This is a genomic window from Pseudomonas sp. CFBP2511, from assembly GCF_030209255.1.
In the GTDB taxonomy this organism is placed as follows: Bacteria; Pseudomonadota; Gammaproteobacteria; order Pseudomonadales; family Pseudomonadaceae; genus Aquipseudomonas; species Aquipseudomonas avellanae.
The window spans coordinates 19,531-40,446 of the sequence record NZ_JARVSI010000038.1 but is presented as its reverse complement, the minus strand read 5'-3'; the positions used below and the strand labels follow the sequence as shown (position 1 = coordinate 40,446).

The window sequence follows — 20,916 nt, the reverse complement described above, 5'->3', positions numbered from 1 at the left end:
AGTGGTCAATGCCTATAGTGAGGTACACACATCGCATCGAGGCGCATGAAATGAGCAATGCAAACACAGCGGGTACGTTTCTATTGGGCGACCACCACGTCAATCGCATGGGGTACGGCGCGATGCAACTGGCCGGCCCTGGCGTGTTCGGCCCTCCCAAAGACCCCGAAGCGGCGGTCGCGGTGCTGCGCGAGGCCGTGGCGCTGGGCGTCAATCATATTGATACCGCAGATTTCTACGGCCCGCACGTCACCAACAAACTGATCCGCGAAGCCCTGCATCCCTATGCAGATGATCTGCTGATCGTGACCAAGGTCGGCGCAGTGCGCGGGGCTGATGCCTCATGGAACCCTGCTTGCAGTCCGGCAGAATTGACCCAGGCCGTTCATGACAACCTGAAAAATCTCGGAGTGGATGCGCTGGACGTGGTCAACTTTCGCGCATGGGGCGATCATCAGGCACCCGCAGAGGGTTCCATTGAAGAATCCTTCAGCGCGCTGGTCCGGCTGCAAGAGCAAGGTCTGATCCGCCACCTTGGGCTGAGCAACGTTACCGCGAATCAGGTCCGGCAGGCGCAGCAGATGGCTGAAATCGTCTGCGTGCAGAACCACTACAACCTGTCCCATCGCGCTGACGAGTTGTTGATTGCCCAATTGGGCGAGCAGGGCATTGCCTACGTGCCGTTCTTCCCAATGGGTGGTTTTTCACCTTTGCAGTCGGTAACCCTGACTCGCGTAGCCGCGCAGCTTGATGCCTCACCGCTGTGCGTCGCCTTGGCGTGGTTGTTACAGCGCGCTCCTAACATCCTGTTGATCCCCGGCACATCCTCCGTCGCGCATTTGCGCGAGAATCTGACCGCGAGCGAGTTGATCATCGCGCCTGATCTTCTCGCCGAGCTCGACAGCGCGGTGTGAAGAGCGGCACGTTTACAGCCTGCCTTGCGCGCGCAACAGGGCACCAATGCGTTCGATTTCCTGTTCGCCCTGTATCAGCGCGGCCTGGCTGGTGTGGACCGAGTAGTAACCGGTCACCAGATCGTGCGGATGCCTGATCGCCGACCCCAGCACGAAACAGGTCGGGCCTGTCGCCACCAAGTCGATAGGGCGATCCGATTCTTCGAAGACCGCCATTTCACCCGCCGTGATCGGGCCGTCTGCGTCGAGCTGCCCGGCGTTGACGGCCAGCCAGCCAACGGTATGGCCTGCTGGCGGTGTGTAACGCCAGTGCTCGCCATCCTGCAAATGCACGGCCAGATAATTCATGTCTGCCGGTGCGGGTATGCTGCTTTGTGCGCTGCCGTAACGCCCTAGCAGCACCTGTGCCGGACCTTCCCGGGTAACCTGAGAGGCCGCCAGATAAACACTGTGTGCAGGGCCGTTTTCCTGTGCGGCGGGCAGGGCTACCCACAACTGAAAGCCGGTAATCGGTGCATCGTTCACCGGCTTGGCGTCATGCCACACCCCGTTACCGGCACTCATCCATTCCACGCCGCCGCTCGGCAGTAGCCCGGATTTGCCGGTGGTGTCCTCGTAAGCCAGTTCGCCCTCGATCATGTAAGTCAGCGTCGCGATGCCTGAGTGCGGGTGCATGCCGAAGCCCTTGTTACCCGGCTCGGGTTTGAAGCCGAACTGGTCGAGGAAGATAAAAGGCTTGAGCAACTGACCCAGATCGCCCGGGCTCATCAAGCGGGTGACAGGCCCGCGTGTTCTGCCGCTGGTGCGATGGGTGATGGCGCGAGGCTTTATGGCGACAATGCTGTTCATGGGCTCTTCCTCTGGACGTTATGTCTGAGCGCACAGCATAAGCGTCTGTGGATTGGCTTATTAGCCGGTATAGTTGGCTTGCACTCATCCATAAATAGAAGGAATAAGCGCTTGATTGCGGATCTCAATGATGTCGCGCTGTTTGTGCAGGTGGTGCGCAGCGGCAGTTTCGCGCAGGCCGCGAGGCAGCTGGGCATGCCGTCGAATACTGTCAGTCGGCGGATTCAGCACCTGGAGGTGCAGCTTGGCACGCGCTTGTTGCAGCGCTCCACGCGCAAGCTGGTGTTGACCCAGACAGGTGAGCACTTTTATGAGCGTTGCACGGCGGCAGTCGATGGCCTGATGAGTGCCGCCGAGCAGCTTGTCTCAGGGCGAGAAGAGCCCAGCGGCCGAGTGCGCATCGCGGCCATGGCGGATTTTTTTGATTTTTTCTCGATGGACTGGGTCGCCGATTTTCTCGCCCGCTACCCACGCGTACAGCTTGAATTCGTGCTCAGCGACGAGCGCGCCGATCTGATCGCCGACCGGCTGGACATCGCGTTCCGGGGCGGCCCTTTGCAGGATTCAGGTTATGTGGGGCGTCAACTGATCGAAGAGGCGCGCGACGGCATGGTTGCCAGCCCTGCCTATCTCGCAACTCACGGCATGCCCGATTCGCTGGAGAGTCTGCAGGCGCATGACTGCGTCAGCGCAGCGTATCCAGGTGGTTCCACCACCTGGCGAATGCTCGGGCCGGACGCGAAAATACACGATGTGCAGCTCTCCAGTCGCTTCAACGCCAACACCGCTCAGGCATTGCGCAAAGCGACGCTCGCCGGTCTGGGTATCGCGTTGCTGCCAGCGACCCTGATTCGTGCCGATCTGCGTAGCGGGTTGCTGGTGCCGGTACTGGCGCAGTATCAGCGCACCAGTCATGGCCTGCATGTGCTTTACCCCAGTCGGCAACAGTTGCCTCTGGCGGTATCGGCGTTTATCGGGTTGGTGATGGAGAAACTCAGGGTCAACGCGTTTCCCGCGCAGTGAGCCAGTGTGGCTGCACGGGAATCGAGGTCACTTCAGTTTAGAGGTCATGTAAATCAGGCGAACGGTCGCGACGGTGATGGCTTCTGCGTCATTTTTGATGTTTTCCATCTGCCCTTTGTCCAGATTTCCGTCGTCAGCATCTGATTCCATCAGTCGGGTAACGTGGTAGATGTTCTGCGTCACGTTGTGCAGATTGCTGTGCAGGCGCGCAACCACGCGCTTTAGCGGGTCACTTTCCCGAGTGGTCGTGGCCTGCGCGGTGGGGGTGGGTGCAGCGTCACTGAAACCGGTAACGACGTAGGTAACGTTGACGCCCGCATCCGCAATGCGCGACAGGTAGTCTGCGCGTGGGGAGCGCACACCGTTCTCGTAGTTGCCCTGGGCGTTGGTTTCCACACCGCCTATGGCCCCGAGTGCACTTTGCGAAATCTTTAGCCGCAAGCGTTCTTTCTTGAGTCGTGGACCTATCCCTGTCATACGTTTGTCCTCGATAGGCTGTCTGCCAGATGCTCTGGGCTTACTGCAACAGTCTGGGTTAACAAGCGTTTCTGGCAACAACGGGCAAGGCGCTCGAACACATGCGGAAAACCGCCTGTTCGGTCCAATCAGGTACTAACGTGCCAGACGGTGAAGAGAGTCTACGTAGGAATTAAACGCGGTGATACATTTTTATACTGACTTGAATGCTTTTGAGTGGGGATTCTAAACGCGTTTCAAGTTACATCGGGAGGCCGTATACCGGCCTCCCTAAAGCTTCAAAGGCAGCGCGAGGAGGGTTGTGCCGCCCAGCTTGCCGCCGTGGCTGCGATCTTTTCAGCCAGGGTTGCAACCGCTTTCTGGTGGGCAAGAATCAGGTTTTCCATGCCTTCTGCAGCCTGCTCGCGGATCACGCTGCTGCAGGTCAGGCTTTGCCTTTTGCTGCCGGCGGTAGCGCCTGCATCGCGTAGCCCCAGTGTCCACACCACATCGATGAGGGCGTAATGGCCGGGCATCGACTCGAAGCGGCGTACGTCCGTGCGAACCGAAAGCACAGGCTGGTCGCCGTTTTTCGGCAGGCCGGCCATGTCGCGGCTACCGAATCGACGCTCCAGTTGCGGGGTCAGCGCGTCGTGAAATTCGTCGCCCAGTGGCGATCCCCAGCGTTCGGTGTCCAGAATCGCCAGGCTACCGTTGCCCTGACGGACCACCAGGGGCGGCTGGTCGACCTGCACCGGCATGATCACCGGGAGCATTTCAAACTGGAACGGCGCGGGTCTGGCTGCTGCGCTGCCGGTCGCGCCCATCGGTGCGATCAGCGTGTAATAGTGGGTCTGCGTCGAGGTGCAGGCGCCCATGCCCAGTGCAGCGGCGAGTACCATCAGTTTCAGGCGCAAGGTCATTGTTTTGGCTCCGGATCAATGGCTCGGGACGAGGACGGGGCGTTGAATGAACGTGGCGCGGCGTCGCCGGTGCGACCGCGAATCAGCGACTCGGGGTGGCGGCTGAGGAAGTCGGTGAGTACCCGGACCGAACGGGCGGTGCGTTGCACCTCATCCAGCGCCTGGCCCAACTGCTGACGCGCCGGCGAGTCTTCAGCGAATGAGTCGTTGGCGGTGCCCAGGGTTTTCTCGGCTTGCTGCAAGGTGCCACGCATTTGCGGCAGCACGCTGCCGTTGACCTGCTTGAGCGTCTTCTGCAGCTCGCTCAGGGTACCGTTGAGATTGCCCGCCAGTTGGTCGATTGGCAGTTTGCTGAGCTTCTCGACGAACGCCTGCAGTTGCTCTTGCAGTTTGTCGAAGCTGCCCGGCACCGTCGGAATTTCCAGTGGGCGGGCCTTGGCGTTGAACGACACTTTCGGCGCCTTCGGATCGAACTCCATGGCGATGTACAGCTGGCCGGTCAACAGGTTGCCATTGCGTACCTGGGCACGAAGGCCGTTGGCGACGAACGCCCCCAACACTCTGGCGGACTGTTCTTCTTCATCCCCTGCGCCACCCAGTTCCTTCAACTTGGACTCGGCAGCACCCAGACGCTTGGGGTAGATCACTGCACCGACAATGCCGGGGAAGGTCTTGGTGGCCGGATCGTAATCCAGGTCTACCGACACCACCTTGCCGATGGTAACGCCCAGGAAATCCACCGACGCGTTCACCGCCAGCCCGCGAAGCGACTGGTTGAAACGCATGCGGATGTAACGCGGCTCGCCATCGGGTGGTGCCAGCGCTGTGGTCTGGTCTTCAAAAATCTTGAATTCGGCATTCTCGTCAGCCGGCTTGCTGTCGGGGCTCCAGTTGGGCTCGCGGAAGGCGATGCCGCCGGAGAGGATCGAGGTCAGGGACTGAGTATTGACCTTCACCCCCGAGGCGCCAACCGTGATGTCTACGCCACTGGCATTCCAGAAACGCGTGTCGGTGGTGATGTACTGATCGTTCGGCGCATTGATGAAGATCTGGATGTCGACGCCACGGCCGTCCTTGGACAGGTCATAGGCAACCACCTGGCCAACCTGGATACGGCGATAGTAGATGGGTGAGCCGATGTCCAGCGAGCCGAGGTCGTCGGTGTGCAGGGTGAAACGCTTGCCTTTTTCGCCGAAGGTCACTGGTGGCGGGGTTTCCAGGCCAGTGAAGCTGGTCTTGGTTTCGTCCGAGCTGCCTGCGTCTGCGCCAATGAAAGCGCCTGACAGCAGGGTATCGACCCCCGATACGCCGTGGGCACCAATGCGCGGACGTACAACCCAGAACTGGCTGTCGATCCGCGTGAAAGGGGATGCGCTGGTATTGAGTTCGATGTTGGCCAGCACATGGGTGCGGTCGTCGCTGAGGCTGATCTCGGTAACCATACCGATGACCACGTTCTTGTATTTGACCTGCGTCTTGTTGGCTTCGAGGCCTTCGGCGGTCAAAAAGCTCACGGTGATCTTCGGCCCGATGTTCATCCAGTCGTGAAACGCCATGGATGCACCAATGATCGCTGCAATGATCGGCACCAGCCAGATCAGCGAGACGCTCAGGCGACGACGTTTGACTTCAGGCCGTGGCACTGAAGCAGACGGGGGGAGGGTATTGTCAGACATCTTCAACCTCTGCGTCCCAGATAAGCCGGGGATCGAAACTCATGGCGGCGAACATCGTCATCACCACTACCAAGCCAAAAAACAGAATACCAATGCGTGGCTCGATGGTGCTGAGCTCACGAAACTGCACCAGAGACGCCACGAGGGCCACAACCAGCACATCGAGCATCGACCAGTAGCCGATCAGCTCGATGAAGCGATAAAGACGTGCACGTTCACGCATCGCCCAGGTGCTGCGGCGCTGGCAAGTGATCAGCAGCATGCCCAGCACCAGAAACTTGATGCAGGGCACCACGACACTGGCAACGAAAATCAGGATGGCGATGTCCCACGAGCCGCTCTCGAAGAACTCCAGCACGCCGCTCATGATGGTGCTTTGACTGCGGTTGCCCAGCAAATTGGTGTACATCACCGGCAACACGTTGGCCGGAATATAGAAAATCAGTGCGGCGATCAGGTAGGCCCAAGTGCGGCTGATACTGTCGGGCTTGCGCCGGTGCACCGGCGAATCACAGCGCGGGCAGCGCGCAGCGTCCTCCTCGCAGGCATAGCCGCAGGTGTGACACAGGCAGAGCTTGTGCTCGTGGGCGAAAGGGATGCCGTTCATTCAGGCTTCACTCCCAGCTCATCCCACAGCCTGCGTATGCCTTTGTTGGCAATCAGCAGAATGAGCACCATCAGCATCGCCATCGCCCACAGGCCGACGCCTGGGTGCACATCGAGCATGCCGGACAGTTTGATGATCGCCACCAGAATGCCAAGCATGCATACCTCCAGCATGCTCCATGGGCGCAAGTGCTCCAGCGCGCGCATGCAGGCCTTGAAGCCTGGGGCTATCACCCCCTTGTGAGCATGCAGCAGCACCCAGAACAGCAGGACGATCTGCAGCAGCGGGGCAAAGATGATCGACAGGCCGGCCACCAGCGCAATGAGGGTGATACGGCCCTGAGCCAGGGCCTCGACCGACTGCCAGAGCGTGACCTCGTTGGTCAGGCCTTTCATGCTGATGCTGATTACGGGGAACAGATTGGCGAACACGAAGAGCATCGCGGCGGCGATGGTCAGGGCCAGCAGTTGCTCGATGGACATTCGATGGCCGCGGCCGAGCACTGCCTGGCAACGCAGGCAAAATGCGGCTTCACCGGGTTGCAGCGGCTGGGCTTGGTACAGCGAATCGCAATGTTCGCAGATGATCAGGCCAGATGAATGTTCAGTAGGGTGCACAGTGCTCATCGACGCCATGGATGCAGAAGTAAGAGGTAAGAACGCGAGGCACGAAAAGATACCTCTTTATGGCATTACGTAGCGTCTTTTTTTGTACGGCGGATAACAACCTGCGGATACAAATCATTGACCGCAGCGGTGGAGGGTGGTTCCGATGTCACGGCGCCATTATTTCACGGGCGCGAGAGGATGGCGAATTCGCATCGGCCTGTGCCCTTCGCGTACTGTCCGAAGGGCAAAGGCCTTGCAGGTCTTGTCAGGCCGATGTAGCTCACAGCTTGCCGGGCTTGGCGCGTTGCTTGAGAAAGCCAAGCAATTGCCGGGCGGAGGTCGGCACATTGTGCTCGTCGAACGTCAGGCAGATCGCTTTGGCTTCGTCCTCGATGGTGATCTCGTACTGATTCAAATCCCGCGCCTGGTCGTTGAATGCGGTACTCGATTTATTCAGACCGCTGTCAGTCACCAGTCGCTGCAACTGCTCGGCATCCGGCTGGTCAAGCGTGTCGGTGTCCACTTCACAACGTTTGATCGCGCCCGCAAAACCGCCGGATTGCACTAGACAGACCTTCATTTCGAGCACCTTTTTAGTTATAGCTGACGGCTTACACCTTGACGCCGACCTCTTTCCAGGCCGCTTGCACGGCTTTTTTGGCTTTTGCACCAAAACGCGAGTCGCCGGCGATTTTTATGCTGGTTTTGGCGCAATCGACGAACTGGCTGTCCGATTCCAACGCCAACATCGTTTCATACCAGATTCTGCCTGCCACTTCCCAGGCATTTCCGCCGAGTGCCTTGGCCACCAGCACGAAGGCCCGATTGGGAATGCCCGAGTTGATGTGCACGCCGCCCCGGTCCTTGGCCCCCTTATACAGATCCGCCATTGTTGCCGGTTGCGGATCGTCGCCAAGGTCCGGGTCGTTGGCATAGGCGGTGCCGGGTCTTTCCATGTCACGAATGCCTCGCCGGGTCGGTGCAGGCACCAGCAACTCCTTGCCGACCACCCAGTCCGATTCGGCGGCGCTGGTGCCTTGCTTCCACTGACGTACCAGCATGCCGAACACATCGGCAAAGTGTTCATTCAACGCACCGGACTGGCCTTTGTAGTCCAGGTTGGAGGTAAAGCTCTGTACACCGTGGGTCAGCTCGTGGCCGATCACTTCAAGGCTGCCGGTGAATCGCTTGAAGACCAGGTCATCGCCATCGCCGTACGCCATCTGGCTGCCATTCCAATAGGCATTGCTCAGGGGCACGTGGTCGCCATTGAAGTCGACTTCGGCGACATGCACGGTCGACACCAGTGACATGCCATTGTCATCCAGTGAATTGCGCTCGAAGAGCTGCGCATAGAAGTCGTAGACATCGCCGGAGCCATCGTAGGCTTCGTCTGCAGCCTTGTCGCCGGTCGGTGCCTGGCCCTCTTTGCGGACGATAACGCCGGGAAGATCGTCAGTACCTTTGGCGTCGTGAATCGCGCGGTGTTTTTTGCCATCCGGCGACTTGATAGCGTGCATGGATGGCATGGCTCGCGCAGAAAGGCGAGAGGCAAGGAACGCCGAGCTGCTGGTCAGGTTGGCAATGGCTCTGGCGCTGATCAGGTTCTTGGGGGACTGCGCCATACGCTCCAGCATGTAAGGCGGAATGAAACAATGCAGGGGGTTTCGGTCGTCGCACATGATGAACTCCTGTACTAATGCACCGATGGCGGCAAGCCATCGATCAACATGGTCGCAACACTTTTGACACTGTGTGTAACGTTAACGTGCAACGAAATATCTGATTACATGATCGCCGGTCATCGTAAAACCTGGCCATCTGTTCGGCAGGCCCGTATTGCCTGAGCTGTGGCAGTATTTTGCCGTGCGTGCGACACCTCGACACAGTCGCTCAACAGGGCGCGCGGGAGTGCTAGACTCGCGCCACTTCAGACGAGGAGCAGACTTACGTGCGCAAGACGGTAATGATGATGGCGATACTGGCCCTGGCCGGGTGTGATGCAGGCAATTCTCGTGCGCCCGCCAGAGAAAAAGCCCAGGACGCGGCAAGCACTGCTCCGGTCTCTACGCCACAGTGGTTCATCCAGATGAACTCGCGTGAAGCGGTCAGCGACACCAGTGCCTGGTTGCTCGAGCGCAGCTATGCGCCGGTCATCGTGGACATCGACGGCAAACAGCAATTGTTGATCGGGCCTTATGAAAGCCAGGCCCAGGCCGAGGAGCAGCGGGTGGCGCTGCAGGCCAAAGTGACCAAGTCCCACCGCTTTGCACAACCGTCAGTGGTGCAACACACTCGCTGACCTGTTGCAGGTCATGGTGTTGCTGGGCTGGTCATCTGCTTGAGCATCTGAAATAAAAAAGCGGGCCTGCAATGAGGCCCGCTTTGTCGTTCAAGGCTGCAGTTCGATCAACGACGACCCAGCAACAGGCCTACTACCAGACCGAAGCCTGCAGAAATAGCCACGGTCTGCCAAGGGTGGCCACCGATGTAAGTCTCGGTCGCTTCTACAACCGGCTTGGTGCGGTCACGTACGCTGGCCATCGAGTCCAGTGCCTGCTTGAGCTTGACACTCAACTGCGCGCGCAGCGTTTCAGCTTCTTCGCCGACCAGTGCGGCACTTTCCTTGAGCAATTTGTCTGATTCTTCGATCAGCGCCTGCAGGTCGCTGAATGCCTGATCCTTGATCTGATCGGCAGCATTTTGAGCAGAGGTCTTACGAGCCATGGCATTTTTCCTTTCAAGTGATGGCAATAGTGATCAATGGAGTCTCGCGCATCCTGAAAAGTTGCACTTGCTTGAATGACCTGACGCAAGACTCTGCAGGCAAAGCCCCTTACCGGTGTAAGATGCAGCCGTTTTTAGCCGTAGGTGACTGTCATGAGCTTCAATCTGGCCAATCGGCCGCTCCCTGAACGTACTGCTCTCGAAGACGAAAAATCCCGTTTGTTCGACCTCTGGCAGAGCAATCTGGGCAAAGCCAAGGGCGAGGCCGCGCGCCTTATGGGTGAGCGCGCCAAGCGCAAGGGCAAATGGTCCGAATGGGTACGCTCCGAACTCGATACGATGAGCCCGCCGGAGTACGCCAACATGGTGCGCAGCGAAGTGAATCGTCTGATGGCGGCTACCCGATAGCCCTGTAAACGATGGCCGCTGAAGATATAGCCACGCGACAGACGATCATTATCATGGTTTGAGCCCTGTATTCGGGGCTCGTCAGGCCTTTTGAGAAACATTGATGGCCCACGCCGGCGCGAGATTTACCCAAGGCAGCGTAGCGCAGCACATCGTTGTGACCGCCAGTACCAGCGCCTTGAGCCTGTTTGCGATATTTCTCGTCGACATTCTGACGCTGGTCTATGTCTCGATGCTGCACGATCCGGTGCTTCTGGCTGCGGTGGGCATCGCCAAGGTGCTGCTTTTTTTCAACTCGGCACTGACCACCGGCCTGATCATCGCAGCAGCAGCGGTGCTGTCGGAGCGCATAGGCCACCGGGCCGCCAGGTCTGTGCCGCGACTCACCGCCAGCCTTATGCTGATGGTCGTCATGGTCTCGGGTCTGGGCGCTGCGCTGCAGTTAGCGCTGGTGGTGCCGATCACTCACTGGCTGGGGGCCGAGGCCGCCACTTATGACGCGGCGCGCAGCTTCATCTGGCTGACCCTGCCGTTTACCGTGTTACAGGCGGTTATGCAGATGTCGGCGCAGATGCTCAGAACCACCGGTGATAACCGTCGGGCGCTGGCCGTGGTGCTGTCAGCCGCTGCCACGCTGGCGATCGCCGACCCGTTGTTCATTTTTGTTCTGGATCTGGGCCTGAAGGGCGCAGGCATTGCATTTGCGGTGTCGGCCGGCGTTTCCGCCTCAATCGGCGTGTATTGGGTTCGCCGTCGCATAGGGCTGGTGTTCACGCGCAACCTCAAGCTGTTGCGCCTGCATGCCGGGCGTACTTTCCGGCTCGCTCTTCCGGCAATGGCCGCAAACCTGGCGACGCCTGTCGGTCTGGCTTATCTTGTTGCATCGCTGTCTACGTTCGGCACTTCAGCGCTGGCCGCCATGACCGTGCTGGACCGGGTCCTGCAATTTTCCTACTGCGCTTTTTTTGCACTGCCCGGTGCACTGGCTCCGGTGCTTGGGCAGAATATCGGTGCCAATCGGGATGATCGGGTCCGTTCGGCCATCGTCTTCAGCCGGCGCATGGTGGTCTTTTACGGATTGGCCGTCTGGCTGGTGTTGATACTGTGCGGCGGCATGATTGCCGATCTGTACCAGCTCGGCGCCGAAGCCCGCGCGGTATTCATTGCATTCTGCTGGTGGGGCGGCGGTCTCTGGGTGGTGATAGGGCTGGATTTTGTCGCCATTGCCGTGTTCATCACCATGAAAAAGTCATGGTGGGTGGCGGTGTTCGCCTGGCTCAGAGCGACAGCAGGTACAGTGCCGTTCGTGCTGGCCGGCACGCACTGGTTCGGCAGCAGTGGCGCGTTGCCTGGCATGTTTGCCGGCAATGCGGTCATTGCACTGATCTCGATCGCTACGGCCTCGCTGACAGCAAAGCGGTTTTTTACCGGCAGGGCCGGGGGCATGAACGCCCAGGCACATTGAATCAAGGCGTAATCAGGTTTTTATGGTCATCGAAGAATCAGGGAATGAATCCGAAGCATCGGTAGCGCCCAAGCGACGCCGGGCGCCCAAGGGCGACATGCGCAGAAAGGCCTTGCTGGACGCCGCCACGGTGGTGTTCGCCAGAGACGGCTACTCGAGTGCATCGATGCGCGAGGTTGCGCTGCTGGCCGGCATCACGACGGTTGGCTTGTTGCATCACTTTCCCAACAAGGAAGCGCTGCTCAGCGCGTTGCTGGAGCGAAGGGATCAGCGGGTCACGTCCAGGTTTCAGGACATGGTCACCGAACTGACGCTTGACGGGTTTCTGAAGTTTCTCAAACTGAGCATGAGCTTCAGCGTCGAAAATGCCGATGAGTGCCAGGCAGCGCTGTTGATGAACACCGAAAGCCTCTCACCTTCACACCCGGCCTGTTCATGGCACCGTGAGCGATTTCAGATGACCCACGAGCATGCCCGCGGTCATCTGAACGCGTTGATAGAAGCAGGGGAGGTTCGTGCGGACATCAACGTGAAAGCCCTGGCCCAGGAAATCTTCTCGGTCATGGACGGTTTGCAGATTCAGTGGCTCAGAAGCCCGGACGACGTGGATGTCATGGCGGTGTTCGAGGTTTACGTGCAGCGTCTGGGAAGGGATATCAAGGCTCATCCCTGAGCCTTGAAGGGTGGATCAGTACGTCTGTGCCGCGCTGACCTGTACTGCCTTGCGCAGTGGCAACGGCAGCGGGTTGCTGTCGCGGGTGGTCAGCTTTTCCGGGTACAGGGTAATCAGGGTCCGGTCGAGGGTCAGGTTCTCCGAATCTGCACCCACCAGAATCTTGAACTTGCCGGCGTCAACGTCCCAGCTTGCGGTCTTGTCGACGTAGTAGGCCAGCGAACGCGAGTCGATCGGCACGCTGACCGTCTTGCTCTCACCGGGCTGCAAATAGACTTTGGTAAAGCCCTTGAGCTCTTTCTCCGGACGGTCTACAGCCGGTTTTACCGGTTGCACGTAAAGCTGTGCCACTTCAAAGCCTGCCTTGTCGCCGGTGTTGGTCACGGTGAACTTGACGTCAATCGTCGCGCCCGGGGTCAGCACGTTGGTCGACAGCTTGAGGTCGCTGTAGCTGAACGAGGTGTAGGACAGCCCGTAACCGAACGGGTACAGCGGCTTGGCGTGCTTCTTGTCATAACCGCGATAACCCATGTACAGGCCTTCGCTGTAGGTCATTTCGGTCAGAGCATTGTCGCCACGATAGGCCGCCGGGTCCGGGTAGGACGCGTAGCTTGGGTTATCCTCGATTTTCTTGTCGATGGTGATCGGCAGTTTGCCCGACGGGTTGACCTTGCCATACAGAATCTCGGCCAGAGCCTGCCCGCCTTGCTGACCCGGGAACCAGGCTTGCAGCGTCGCGCCGACCTTGTTCGCCCATGGTTGCATGTTGGCCACACCACCGCCATGCATGACCACGATGGTATTGGGGTTGGCCTTGGTGACGTAGCTGATCAGCTCTGCTTGCTGGTCAGGCAGATCGAAACCGTGGTCAGAACCTTCGCCTTCGTTTTCAGACGTAGTGCCGGTGGCAACCACGACCGCATCGTAGCTCGACAGATCCTTCGGCGGACGCAACGACGCCCAGCTCATCTGCACGCCGGTCAGGCCGCCCAGCACAGGGATGAAATTACCCTGAATGCGCTGGTATTCAAGTTTTACGGTGTAGGTCTTGCCAGCACTCAATGCAGCAGTTTTCCCCGACGTTGTCAGCGCGTTCACGACGTCGCCTGAGTAAGGCACGCCATCGCTCTGCAGTACCAGCTCATCGTTGACCCACAGCTTGTAAGGGCCATCGGCGCGAACCTTGAACACCTGTGCGCCCGAGACAGTCGGCTTGATGGTCGCCGTGAAGCGAGCCGAGAAGGCACCGGCTGAAGGGCTGAAGCCCGACACGGCCGTGCTGCCCGCATTGGTGACGTTGGTGCCGGTGGCCCAGTTCAGGTTTACGCCTGGCTCGACGCGCGTCAGTGCCGGATCGCCGGAAAAGCTGGTGTTGGAGAAATACTCGGCTTTAACCCCGGAATTGCTGATGCTGTTGTTACCCGTGGCTGGCTGATACCAGGTCGAATTCGCCGGGTTCAGGCTCATTTCCGGGAGGTAGGTGACGTCGGTGCTGTTGGACGCCAGTTGCTGCAGGCCGCTCAGTTCGGTGACGTAGCTGTTGGGCGGCGAGTTGGCCGTGCCGAATGGTGACGCAGGTGTTTCATGTGCCCAGTTGCCGATCACGGCGATCTTCGCCGAGCGCGCCAGTGGCAGCAGCGGTTTGCCCGCCGCAGTGTTTTCGTTACGCAGCAGAACGATGGACTCACGCGCGGTATTCAGCGCTGCGCGCATGCCGTACTCGGGGTGGTCCAGGGTCTTGGCGGTATTAAGGTTTTCCTGGAAGTCGTAGCTGACGATGGCCCGCAGGTTGCGCTTGACCTTGTCGTCGATCACGTTCTGGGTCAGTTGCCCGCTCCACAGGTAAGGCAGCAGCTTGGCTTCGGTGAATTGCAGGCCAGACGGCATATCGATGTCGGTGCCGGCCCAAGCGCCCTTGAATGCGTCGTGAATGGCGTTGAAGTCACTGATTACCGTGCCTTGATAGCCCCATTCACCCTTGAGCACCTCGGTGATCAGGTGATGGTTTTCGCACGCGTAGTCGCCATTGACCTTGTTGAAACCGCACATGATCGACGCCACGTTGGCGTTCTTGACCATCGACTCGAAGCCCGGCAAATACAGTTCGCGCAGGGTGCGCTCATCGACCTTGACGTCGACGGCCTGGCGATTGGCTTCCTGCTCGTTGGCCAGGTAATGCTTGCCGCTGGCCTGAATGCCTTGCGCCTGAATGGCGTTGACGATGGCCGGTGCCATGACCGCGCCGAGGAACGGGTCCTCGCCACTGACGTACTCTGCCGAGCGGCCGTTGTACGGGGTGCGGTACAGGTTTGCGCCAGGCGAGAGCATCTGCTGGCCACCGGAAATACGCGTCTCGTAGGCAATGGCCAGACCGAATTCCTTGGCCCGGTTGATGCTCCAGGTGGCAGCCAGCGCGGACTGCGACGGGTACTGCGCGCCAAAGGTGGCGTTGTTGACGTGCACGCCCATCGACGAGTCATACGCCACGGTGCCCTTGATGCCCCACTTGAGCAGAGAAGGGATCATGTGCCCGTCATTCACGCGGGTAAAGTTGATCTTCTCGGACTGATTCATGTTGTCGAGAATCGAGCTGACGCGGGCTTCGACTGCGTTGCCGGTGGCCGGTGTCACTGCGGCGAGCGCGAGGTTGGCCTGCATGACGCTGAACGTCAGCAGGCTCAGGCCCAGGGTCTGTTTGAACGCTGACACGGCAAGTGTCCTTCTGGTCGATGCGAAAGGTTGATTAGAACTGTTCATGGGCGTTGTGCCTGCGCAGGTGCATCGTCGGTGTCCACCGGCGTATCGAGCAGGGTGGAGGAGCTTTTCTGCGCCGTCGGGCTGATCTTGTCAGCGCCGGACAACTGGTCGCGCTTCGCTTCCACCTGCACCCGGATCTGTTGACTGGCGGCAGCGGCACCGGCCGTGGAAGTCGAGTCCGCTGCCAGCGCGGAGACACTTTGCGCGCACACAAGTACTGCGCTGAAAACAGACAGCATGGATCTATTCATCGATTGCATCTCGATTGAGGGTGACAGAATAAAACTGAGGGTTATTGCAATGGCACAGCGGCGTGGCCGAGTGTTAAGTCCAGCGCAACACTAAGAAGTTCACTGAGCGATAAAGTATTCGCATCGCTCGGTTTAATAAATGATATCAGTTGGCCATGCTGCTGTTTTTTGATGATTGTAGCCGGAATATTTTTTTGATTTTGATCTGTGATTGGCTTTTTTTACCAATATTTTTTGATTTTTTGGATTTTTATAGCTCGATAGTGACTTTTTATTTTTATTTCTCTCTTTTTTATAAACCTAACTGTTGTTAGGTTTAGTGGTCTGGTAAGCTTTGCATCCTGACTGAAATGGCAATTTTTGATTGTCTTTCAATAATAATAAACGCTCGATTATTGAAGTGCGGATAGCGGCTGTGTCCAGTTTTTATATAGGTAAAGTGCGGCATGGAAATCAATGGGTTTACTATTGATTTTTCAAAGAGAGGGCGGTTTGCTGTTTTATAGTGAGCATCAGTTTTATTGACGGTCAGTTACGCTATTTCAAGGCGGGTGTGGTGAGCAACGAATATAACCGGATCGAACGTGTGGTCCTGGGTGCCGTCAAGCGACTGTGCGGTGGTCAGCGTCGAAAGCTGACGTTCGGTCAGATCTACAGGGAGCTGGTGCGGTCGCAACCCAGCGTCCCTGCCATCGGTGTTTGCGTAACAACGGTCGACACGCTGGTCAGGGAGGGGTTGCTGACCTCTGTCAAAACCCTCGAACCCGATCGATCATTCCCCTACACCCAGCATCTGATCAGCGGCCTGACCGAGATCGGCGCAGCGTCCTTGATGGACGCAGGTGCCGGCGTCACTCGCTGACCTGCGTCATCTTCAGGCGCGAACTTCACTGGCTGTACGGCAACGAAAGGTAGTACTGACCCAGCTCGGTGAGTGTGCCCTCGTTGCTCAACAGGCTGGAGAAATGAGGGTCCTGAGTCATGCGCCCGGTAAACCAGGCATACCTGAACACGTCTGCGCGCCCTTCGAGTGTGGCAACCATATTGGCCATTTGCTGCTTTTGCTTTTCTACCGAATCAATCTGCATGCCGTCGTCCAGGCCATGCCAATTGGCGAATTCTGTGACCCAAACGGGTTTTCCGTAGCGTGACAGCCTGTCGAGCATCCCCGCCAGACCATAGTCGTACCAATGAAAAGCCAGGTAGTCGATGCGCGGGTCGCGATTCTGATTCATCGATCGATACGCGGCATAAAAGGCGTCAAGCCACACCACCGGGTCGCCGTAACCCGACATGGTTCCCCAGTTCATGGCCGGGCCTACCAGCTTCACCCCGGTCTGCGTCGCGATCTGTTCCAGCCTTGGCCAGAAGCGCGCAGCGGCCTCGGGCGTCATGTTGGCCTGGTCCAGCAGGTTGGGTTCGTTGATGACCAGCAGGTAGCGAATGGCTGGGTGTGCCTGCAGATAGAGTTTCAACTGGCCGTCATCGACGTTGTCGTTCCAGACCATCGGAATGAAGTCCACGCCATACATCGAGGCGTAATCGTAGGACGCCAGGCGGTCATGCGGTTTCGGGCTCCAGTTGTACCACCAGCTCACACCTGCCGATAACGCGCTCAAGTCGGCAGGCTGGGCGATGTCATAAGCGATGCCGCGCTTGGCGCTTTTATCGGCGCCCCATGCGGGTGAAATCGCCACGCCAAGCAGCAGCGCGAGCAGCGTTATGAGAGACAGGAGAGGGGAAAGAGGCAGGGCGCGGCGATTTGCTGACAGCTTGCACAGCATCATTGGCAGGTCTTCCTTGAGCATGAGGGGCGAAAACACAGGTTGCCGGAACCAAGCAGCAAGCATGCCAGCGTTCTCGGACCTGTTAATGACGGTACTTGTTTATGACCCTGCTCGCCCTGCGGTTCTGCTATTCACCGCTTGCAGGCAGTCAGAACGGGTCACCCTCTGCCTGGCGCAGGTCCAGTGTGCCGCTGTCGCTGAAACGCAGTGTGCCGAACAGGCCTGCGGCCAGCTTGCCGCGCAGCGTGTAGGGCAGGTTATCGAGGCGCTGGCTTTGCGTCAGCCCCAGTGCCTGGCGCAAGGCGGCAAATGCCGACACGCTGACCGGCACCACCAGCACTGCCTCGGAGAAGCGTCCTACGGTGCCCTTCTGGTTACTCACGCCTGAGGCAAGTAATTTGCCATTGACGTCCAGGTCCAGCGCTACGCCGTTGTAGTTGATCTCGGTTTCGTTCGGGTTCTGTACCCGCAGCGTGACCGCCATGCGCAGTTCCAGCCCTTGTCCGGGAATAGGTTCGATACCGACGACATTGATGGTCAGTGGATCTCGATGAGGGATCAGCGCGCAGGCGCTCAGGCTCAGAACGAGAAGGCCGGCGAGCAAGGCGCGAAAAGGGCGTAGCGACATTCGTGGGCTCCAGCGTCAAGGTGCAATAACAGTCAGACCTCGCTGCCGGTGAGAGATTCGTAACGTTGCGCGCGATATGCAGATAACCGCTAATCTGCTTGCTGCAACCATTGCGTCCTTGCCGCCGCAGGTTGATGATTCAAACGATCAAATAAAAACAAGACTGGAGATAGCCATGTCCATCGAGAGGACAATCCCTCATCACGACCCTGTGGTCATTGTCAGCGCAGCGCGCACGCCCATGGGTGGTTTTCAGGGCGACTTGCAGAGCCTTGGCGCGACCCGGCTGGGGTCGATTGCCATCCGTGCCGCCGTCGAACGCGCCGCCATTGCCCCGGGTGACGTAGAGCACGTGCTGTTTGGTTGCGTGCTGCCGGCGGGTTGTGGCCAGGCGCCTGCCCGGCAAGCGGCCTTGGGTGCAGGGTTGAGCACCGGCACGTTGTGCAGCACGGTCAACAAGATGTGCGGCTCGGGGATGCAGACCGCCATTATGGCCCATGATCTGCTGATGGCCGACGCTGCCACTGTGGTGGTGGCCGGGGGCATGGAGAGCATGTCCAATGCGCCTTATCTGCTCGACCGCGCGCGCAGCGGTTATCGCATGGGGCACGGCAAGGTGCTGGACCACATGTTTCTCGACGGCCTTGAGGATGCCTATGAGCCAGGCCGACTGATGGGCACCTTCGCCGAAGACTGTGCTCAGCGCCATGCTTTGAGCCGCGAAGCGCAGGACGCGTTCGCTCTGGCATCACTGGCCCGCGCGCAGCAGGCTATCACCGACGGGCACTTCGATGCCGAGATTGTTCCGGTGCAGGTCACGGTGGGCAAGGAATCCAGGCACATCACCCATGACGAGCAGCCGCCCAAGGCGCGTCCAGACAAGATCCCGACACTCAAACCGGCGTTTCGCGACGGCGGTACGGTCACGGCAGCCAACTCCAGCTCCATCTCCGATGGCGCAGCGGCGCTGATGTTGATGCGTCAGTCACAAGCGCAGCGCCGAGGCTTGCAGCCGTTGGCTATATTCCACGCCCACGCAGCGTTCGCTGACCAGCCCGGGTTGTTTCCGACAGCGCCCATCGGGGCCATTCAGCGCCTGCTGGGCAAGACAGGCTGGGCACTGGATGACGTCGATCTGTTCGAGATCAACGAGGCATTCGCAGTCGTGCCAATGGTGGCAATGAGCGAGCTGGGTATCCCGCATGAGAAGGTCAACGTCAATGGCGGCGCCTGTGCACTGGGTCACCCGATAGGGGCTTCGGGCGCGCGGATCATTGTCACGTTGCTGGCAGCCTTGCGGCGCAGGCAGCTCAAGCGTGGGTTGGCAGCAATCTGCATCGGTGGTGGTGAAGGGACCGCCGTTGCTATTGAATTGGTTTATTAATCAATAGCTTATAGATAATAATTAAAGCTGATTATATTTAATCTGCGTTTATCGCATGCTTTCATTAAATGGATATTTATCAATGGATTACGAGACAATCCTCAGTGAGATTGTAGGCAGCGTCGGGCTGGTTACTTTGAACCGTCCCAAGGCCCTGAACGCACTGAATGTCCGTCTGATCGACGAGTTGAACCACGCGCTTGACCAGTTCGAGGCGGACAGCGCCATTGGCTGTATCGTGCTGACCGGCACGCAAAAAGCCTTCGCTGCGGGGGCTGACATCAAGGAAATGGTCGAGCTCTCTTACCCGCAGATCTACCTCGATGACCTGTTTCGTGAAAGTGACCGCGTGGCCGCGCGGCGTAAACCGATGGTCGCGGCCGTGGCCGGTTTCGCGCTGGGCGGTGGCTGTGAATTGGCACTGATGTGTGACTTCATTCTGGCTGCCGAAAACGCCAGGTTTGGTCAACCGGAGATCAACCTCGGCGTGTTACCGGGCATGGGCGGGACGCAACGTCTGACCCGCGCGGTCGGCAAGGCCAAGGCGATGGAAATGTGCCTGACTGGCCGCCTGATCGACGCGCATGAAGCCGAGCGTGCCGGTCTGGTGTCTCGCGTCTTGCCGCTTGATCAGCTACTGCCCGAAGCACTGGCGGTGGCCGCCACCATCGCTGCGAAATCGCTGCCTGTGGCGATGATGGTCAAGGAGAGCGTCAACCGCGCCTTTGAGGTGAGTCTGGCCGAAGGTATCCGCTTCGAGCGCCGGGTGTTCCATGCGGCCTTCGCCAGTCACGACCAGAAAGAAGGCATGCAAGCGTTTATCGACAAGCGCCAGCCGGATTTCAAGGACTGTTAGGTCAGCGCTACAGGGTCATCCCTACAGGCTGGTTTGTGCAATGTGCCCGTCGGGGGTTTCATCTGCCGTGATCGCGTATAAAATGCGCCGCGCCGGACCGGGTATTTGCCGGCAATCCTTTTTCAGCGCCTTGCCAGCGCCGCGCTCTGCCAGTCTTGCAGGCGCAGGCGGCGAGGTGCCTATCGAATCAAGAGAGCAGACATGGGCGCACAGTGGAAGGTCAAGCATAAAGAAGCGGCAGCGAATGCCAAGGGACGCACGTTTGGCAAGCTGTCCAAGGAGATCATGATCGCGGCCCGCGCAGGTGCAGACCCGGACATGAACTCGCGTCTGCGCCTGGTGGTAGAGCAGGCCAAAAAGGCTTCGATGCCACGCGAAACTCTGGAGCGTGCCATCAAGAAGGGCGCGGGTTTGCTGGGTGAGAGCGTCAACTTCGAGCGCCTGACCTACGAAGGTTTTGCACCGCACCGCGTGCCGGTGATCGTCGAGTGCCTGACCGACAACATCAACCGCACAGTCTCGGAAATTCGCGTGTTGTTTCGCAAAGGCCAGTTGGGCGCTGCGGGTTCGGTTTCCTGGGATTTTCTGTATCAGGGCATGATCGAAGCGGTGCCCACGGCGCCGGACGCTGATGCCGATGAAGCCGCTATCGAGGCCGGTGCTCAGGACTGTGAGCCGGGTGAAGAGGGCGCGACGCTGTTCCTGACCGAGCCTACCGACATGGACGCCGTCTGCAAGGCGCTCCCGCAATTCGGCTTCGCCGTCCAGTCCGCGCAATTGGGCTATCGCCCGAAAAGCACCGTGGATGGCCTGAGCGATGAGCAAATGGCCGAAGTCGAAGCGTTTCTTGAAGCCATCGACAACCATGACGACGTACAGAACGTGTACGTCGGTCTGGCGGGCTGACTCACGCTATGGAGCGCG

General features: G+C 59.0%; 23 protein-coding genes. 10 read left to right on the top strand and 13 right to left on the bottom strand.

Features of this window, described 5'->3' with window-relative positions; genetic code table 11:
- The first annotated feature begins 50 nt into the window (after positions 1-50).
- Positions 51-914: an aldo/keto reductase family oxidoreductase gene (locus QRN38_RS26915; protein WP_007245876.1), complete on the top strand. Its 864-nt coding sequence runs from the start codon at positions 51-53 to the stop codon at positions 912-914.
- 12 nt (positions 915-926) lie between these two features.
- Here the strand turns inward: QRN38_RS26915 and QRN38_RS26910 are convergent, their stop codons facing one another.
- A complete protein-coding gene (locus QRN38_RS26910; RefSeq protein WP_005766337.1) occupies positions 927-1,763 on the bottom strand; it encodes a pirin family protein in 837 nt (278 codons plus the stop codon).
- 111 nt (positions 1,764-1,874) lie between these two features.
- Here QRN38_RS26910 and QRN38_RS26905 point away from each other — a divergent pair, with 111 nt between their 5' ends.
- Positions 1,875-2,786 carry a LysR family transcriptional regulator gene (locus QRN38_RS26905; RefSeq protein ID WP_057417472.1) on the top strand — a complete coding sequence of 304 codons (912 nt, stop codon included), beginning with the start codon at positions 1,875-1,877 and terminating at the stop codon, positions 2,784-2,786.
- Positions 2,787-2,813: 27 nt separating this feature from the next.
- Here QRN38_RS26905 and QRN38_RS26900 read toward each other — a convergent pair whose 3' ends face one another.
- The 7 genes from QRN38_RS26900 to QRN38_RS26870 form a co-directional block, all read right to left on the bottom strand.
- The gene (locus tag QRN38_RS26900) at positions 2,814-3,263 is read right to left on the bottom strand and encodes a helix-turn-helix domain-containing protein (RefSeq protein ID WP_011104417.1); all 450 of its coding nucleotides are present in this window, start codon (positions 3,261-3,263) and stop codon (positions 2,814-2,816) included.
- A gap of 278 nt (positions 3,264-3,541) precedes the next feature.
- Positions 3,542-4,165, bottom strand: a complete 624-nt coding sequence (locus tag QRN38_RS26895; RefSeq protein WP_005766332.1) for a PqiC family protein — start codon at positions 4,163-4,165, stop codon at positions 3,542-3,544.
- The gene (locus QRN38_RS26890; protein WP_005766330.1) at positions 4,162-5,841 is read right to left on the bottom strand and encodes a PqiB family protein; all 1,680 of its coding nucleotides are present in this window, start codon (positions 5,839-5,841) and stop codon (positions 4,162-4,164) included. Before QRN38_RS26890 ends, QRN38_RS26895 begins: the two co-directional genes overlap by 4 nt.
- On the bottom strand, positions 5,834-6,448 hold the full coding sequence (locus tag QRN38_RS26885; protein ID WP_005766329.1) for a paraquat-inducible protein A: 615 nt from the start codon (positions 6,446-6,448) through the stop codon (positions 5,834-5,836). The genes QRN38_RS26890 and QRN38_RS26885 overlap by 8 nt, the downstream gene beginning before the upstream one ends.
- Positions 6,445-7,074, bottom strand: a complete 630-nt coding sequence (locus QRN38_RS26880; RefSeq protein WP_057417471.1) for a paraquat-inducible protein A — start codon at positions 7,072-7,074, stop codon at positions 6,445-6,447. The genes QRN38_RS26885 and QRN38_RS26880 overlap by 4 nt, the downstream gene beginning before the upstream one ends.
- A gap of 262 nt (positions 7,075-7,336) precedes the next feature.
- The gene (locus QRN38_RS26875; protein ID WP_007245872.1) at positions 7,337-7,636 is read right to left on the bottom strand and encodes a protealysin inhibitor emfourin; all 300 of its coding nucleotides are present in this window, start codon (positions 7,634-7,636) and stop codon (positions 7,337-7,339) included.
- A gap of 31 nt (positions 7,637-7,667) precedes the next feature.
- Positions 7,668-8,738 (bottom strand): M4 family metallopeptidase, encoded by a 1,071-nt coding sequence (locus tag QRN38_RS26870; RefSeq protein ID WP_005766322.1) that lies wholly within the window; start codon positions 8,736-8,738, stop codon positions 7,668-7,670.
- Between the two features lie 269 nt (positions 8,739-9,007).
- On the opposite strand from QRN38_RS26870, the gene QRN38_RS26865 reads away from it, so the two are divergent.
- The gene (locus QRN38_RS26865) at positions 9,008-9,358 is read left to right on the top strand and encodes a hypothetical protein (RefSeq protein WP_005766320.1); all 351 of its coding nucleotides are present in this window, start codon (positions 9,008-9,010) and stop codon (positions 9,356-9,358) included.
- A 107-nt stretch (positions 9,359-9,465) separates the two neighbouring features.
- On the opposite strand, the gene QRN38_RS26860 is transcribed toward QRN38_RS26865, so the two are convergent.
- Complete coding sequence (locus QRN38_RS26860; protein WP_007245870.1) at positions 9,466-9,783, bottom strand: ElaB/YgaM/YqjD family protein; 318 nt, start codon at positions 9,781-9,783, stop codon at positions 9,466-9,468.
- A gap of 153 nt (positions 9,784-9,936) precedes the next feature.
- Here QRN38_RS26860 and QRN38_RS26855 point away from each other — a divergent pair, with 153 nt between their 5' ends.
- The 3 genes from QRN38_RS26855 (at position 9,937) to QRN38_RS26845 (ending at position 12,329) form a co-directional block, all read left to right on the top strand.
- Positions 9,937-10,191: a hypothetical protein gene (locus QRN38_RS26855; protein WP_003380539.1), complete on the top strand. Its 255-nt coding sequence runs from the start codon at positions 9,937-9,939 to the stop codon at positions 10,189-10,191.
- A 103-nt stretch (positions 10,192-10,294) separates the two neighbouring features.
- Positions 10,295-11,656, top strand: coding sequence for an MATE family efflux transporter (locus QRN38_RS26850; RefSeq protein ID WP_057417470.1), 1,362 nt, complete (start codon positions 10,295-10,297; stop codon positions 11,654-11,656).
- 22 nt (positions 11,657-11,678) lie between these two features.
- Entirely contained in the window at positions 11,679-12,329 is a 651-nt protein-coding gene (locus QRN38_RS26845; protein WP_007245868.1) for a TetR/AcrR family transcriptional regulator, read from the top strand.
- A 15-nt stretch (positions 12,330-12,344) separates the two neighbouring features.
- On the opposite strand, the gene QRN38_RS26840 is transcribed toward QRN38_RS26845, so the two are convergent.
- A complete protein-coding gene (locus QRN38_RS26840; protein ID WP_057417469.1) occupies positions 12,345-15,086 on the bottom strand; it encodes a beta-glucosidase in 2,742 nt (913 codons plus the stop codon).
- A complete protein-coding gene (locus tag QRN38_RS26835; protein WP_010204398.1) occupies positions 15,083-15,325 on the bottom strand; it encodes a hypothetical protein in 243 nt (80 codons plus the stop codon). The genes QRN38_RS26840 and QRN38_RS26835 overlap by 4 nt, the downstream gene beginning before the upstream one ends.
- Before the next feature lie 517 nt (positions 15,326-15,842).
- On the opposite strand from QRN38_RS26835, the gene QRN38_RS26830 reads away from it, so the two are divergent.
- Positions 15,843-16,199, top strand: coding sequence for a hypothetical protein (locus tag QRN38_RS26830; protein WP_005766308.1), 357 nt, complete (start codon positions 15,843-15,845; stop codon positions 16,197-16,199).
- Positions 16,200-16,224: 25 nt separating this feature from the next.
- On the opposite strand, the gene QRN38_RS26825 is transcribed toward QRN38_RS26830, so the two are convergent.
- Positions 16,225-17,124 (bottom strand): glycoside hydrolase family protein, encoded by a 900-nt coding sequence (locus tag QRN38_RS26825; protein ID WP_057417468.1) that lies wholly within the window; start codon positions 17,122-17,124, stop codon positions 16,225-16,227.
- Between the two features lie 148 nt (positions 17,125-17,272).
- Positions 17,273-17,752, bottom strand: coding sequence for an LEA/WHy family protein (locus QRN38_RS26820; RefSeq protein ID WP_005766304.1), 480 nt, complete (start codon positions 17,750-17,752; stop codon positions 17,273-17,275).
- Between the two features lie 175 nt (positions 17,753-17,927).
- Here QRN38_RS26820 and QRN38_RS26815 point away from each other — a divergent pair, with 175 nt between their 5' ends.
- The 3 genes from QRN38_RS26815 (at position 17,928) to QRN38_RS26805 (ending at position 20,898) form a co-directional block, all read left to right on the top strand.
- Positions 17,928-19,136 (top strand): acetyl-CoA C-acyltransferase, encoded by a 1,209-nt coding sequence (locus QRN38_RS26815; protein ID WP_057417467.1) that lies wholly within the window; start codon positions 17,928-17,930, stop codon positions 19,134-19,136.
- 82 nt (positions 19,137-19,218) lie between these two features.
- A complete protein-coding gene (locus tag QRN38_RS26810; RefSeq protein ID WP_007245862.1) occupies positions 19,219-19,992 on the top strand; it encodes an enoyl-CoA hydratase in 774 nt (257 codons plus the stop codon).
- A 201-nt stretch (positions 19,993-20,193) separates the two neighbouring features.
- Positions 20,194-20,898 (top strand): YebC/PmpR family DNA-binding transcriptional regulator, encoded by a 705-nt coding sequence (locus QRN38_RS26805; protein ID WP_005766298.1) that lies wholly within the window; start codon positions 20,194-20,196, stop codon positions 20,896-20,898.
- Positions 20,899-20,916 lie beyond the last annotated feature (18 nt).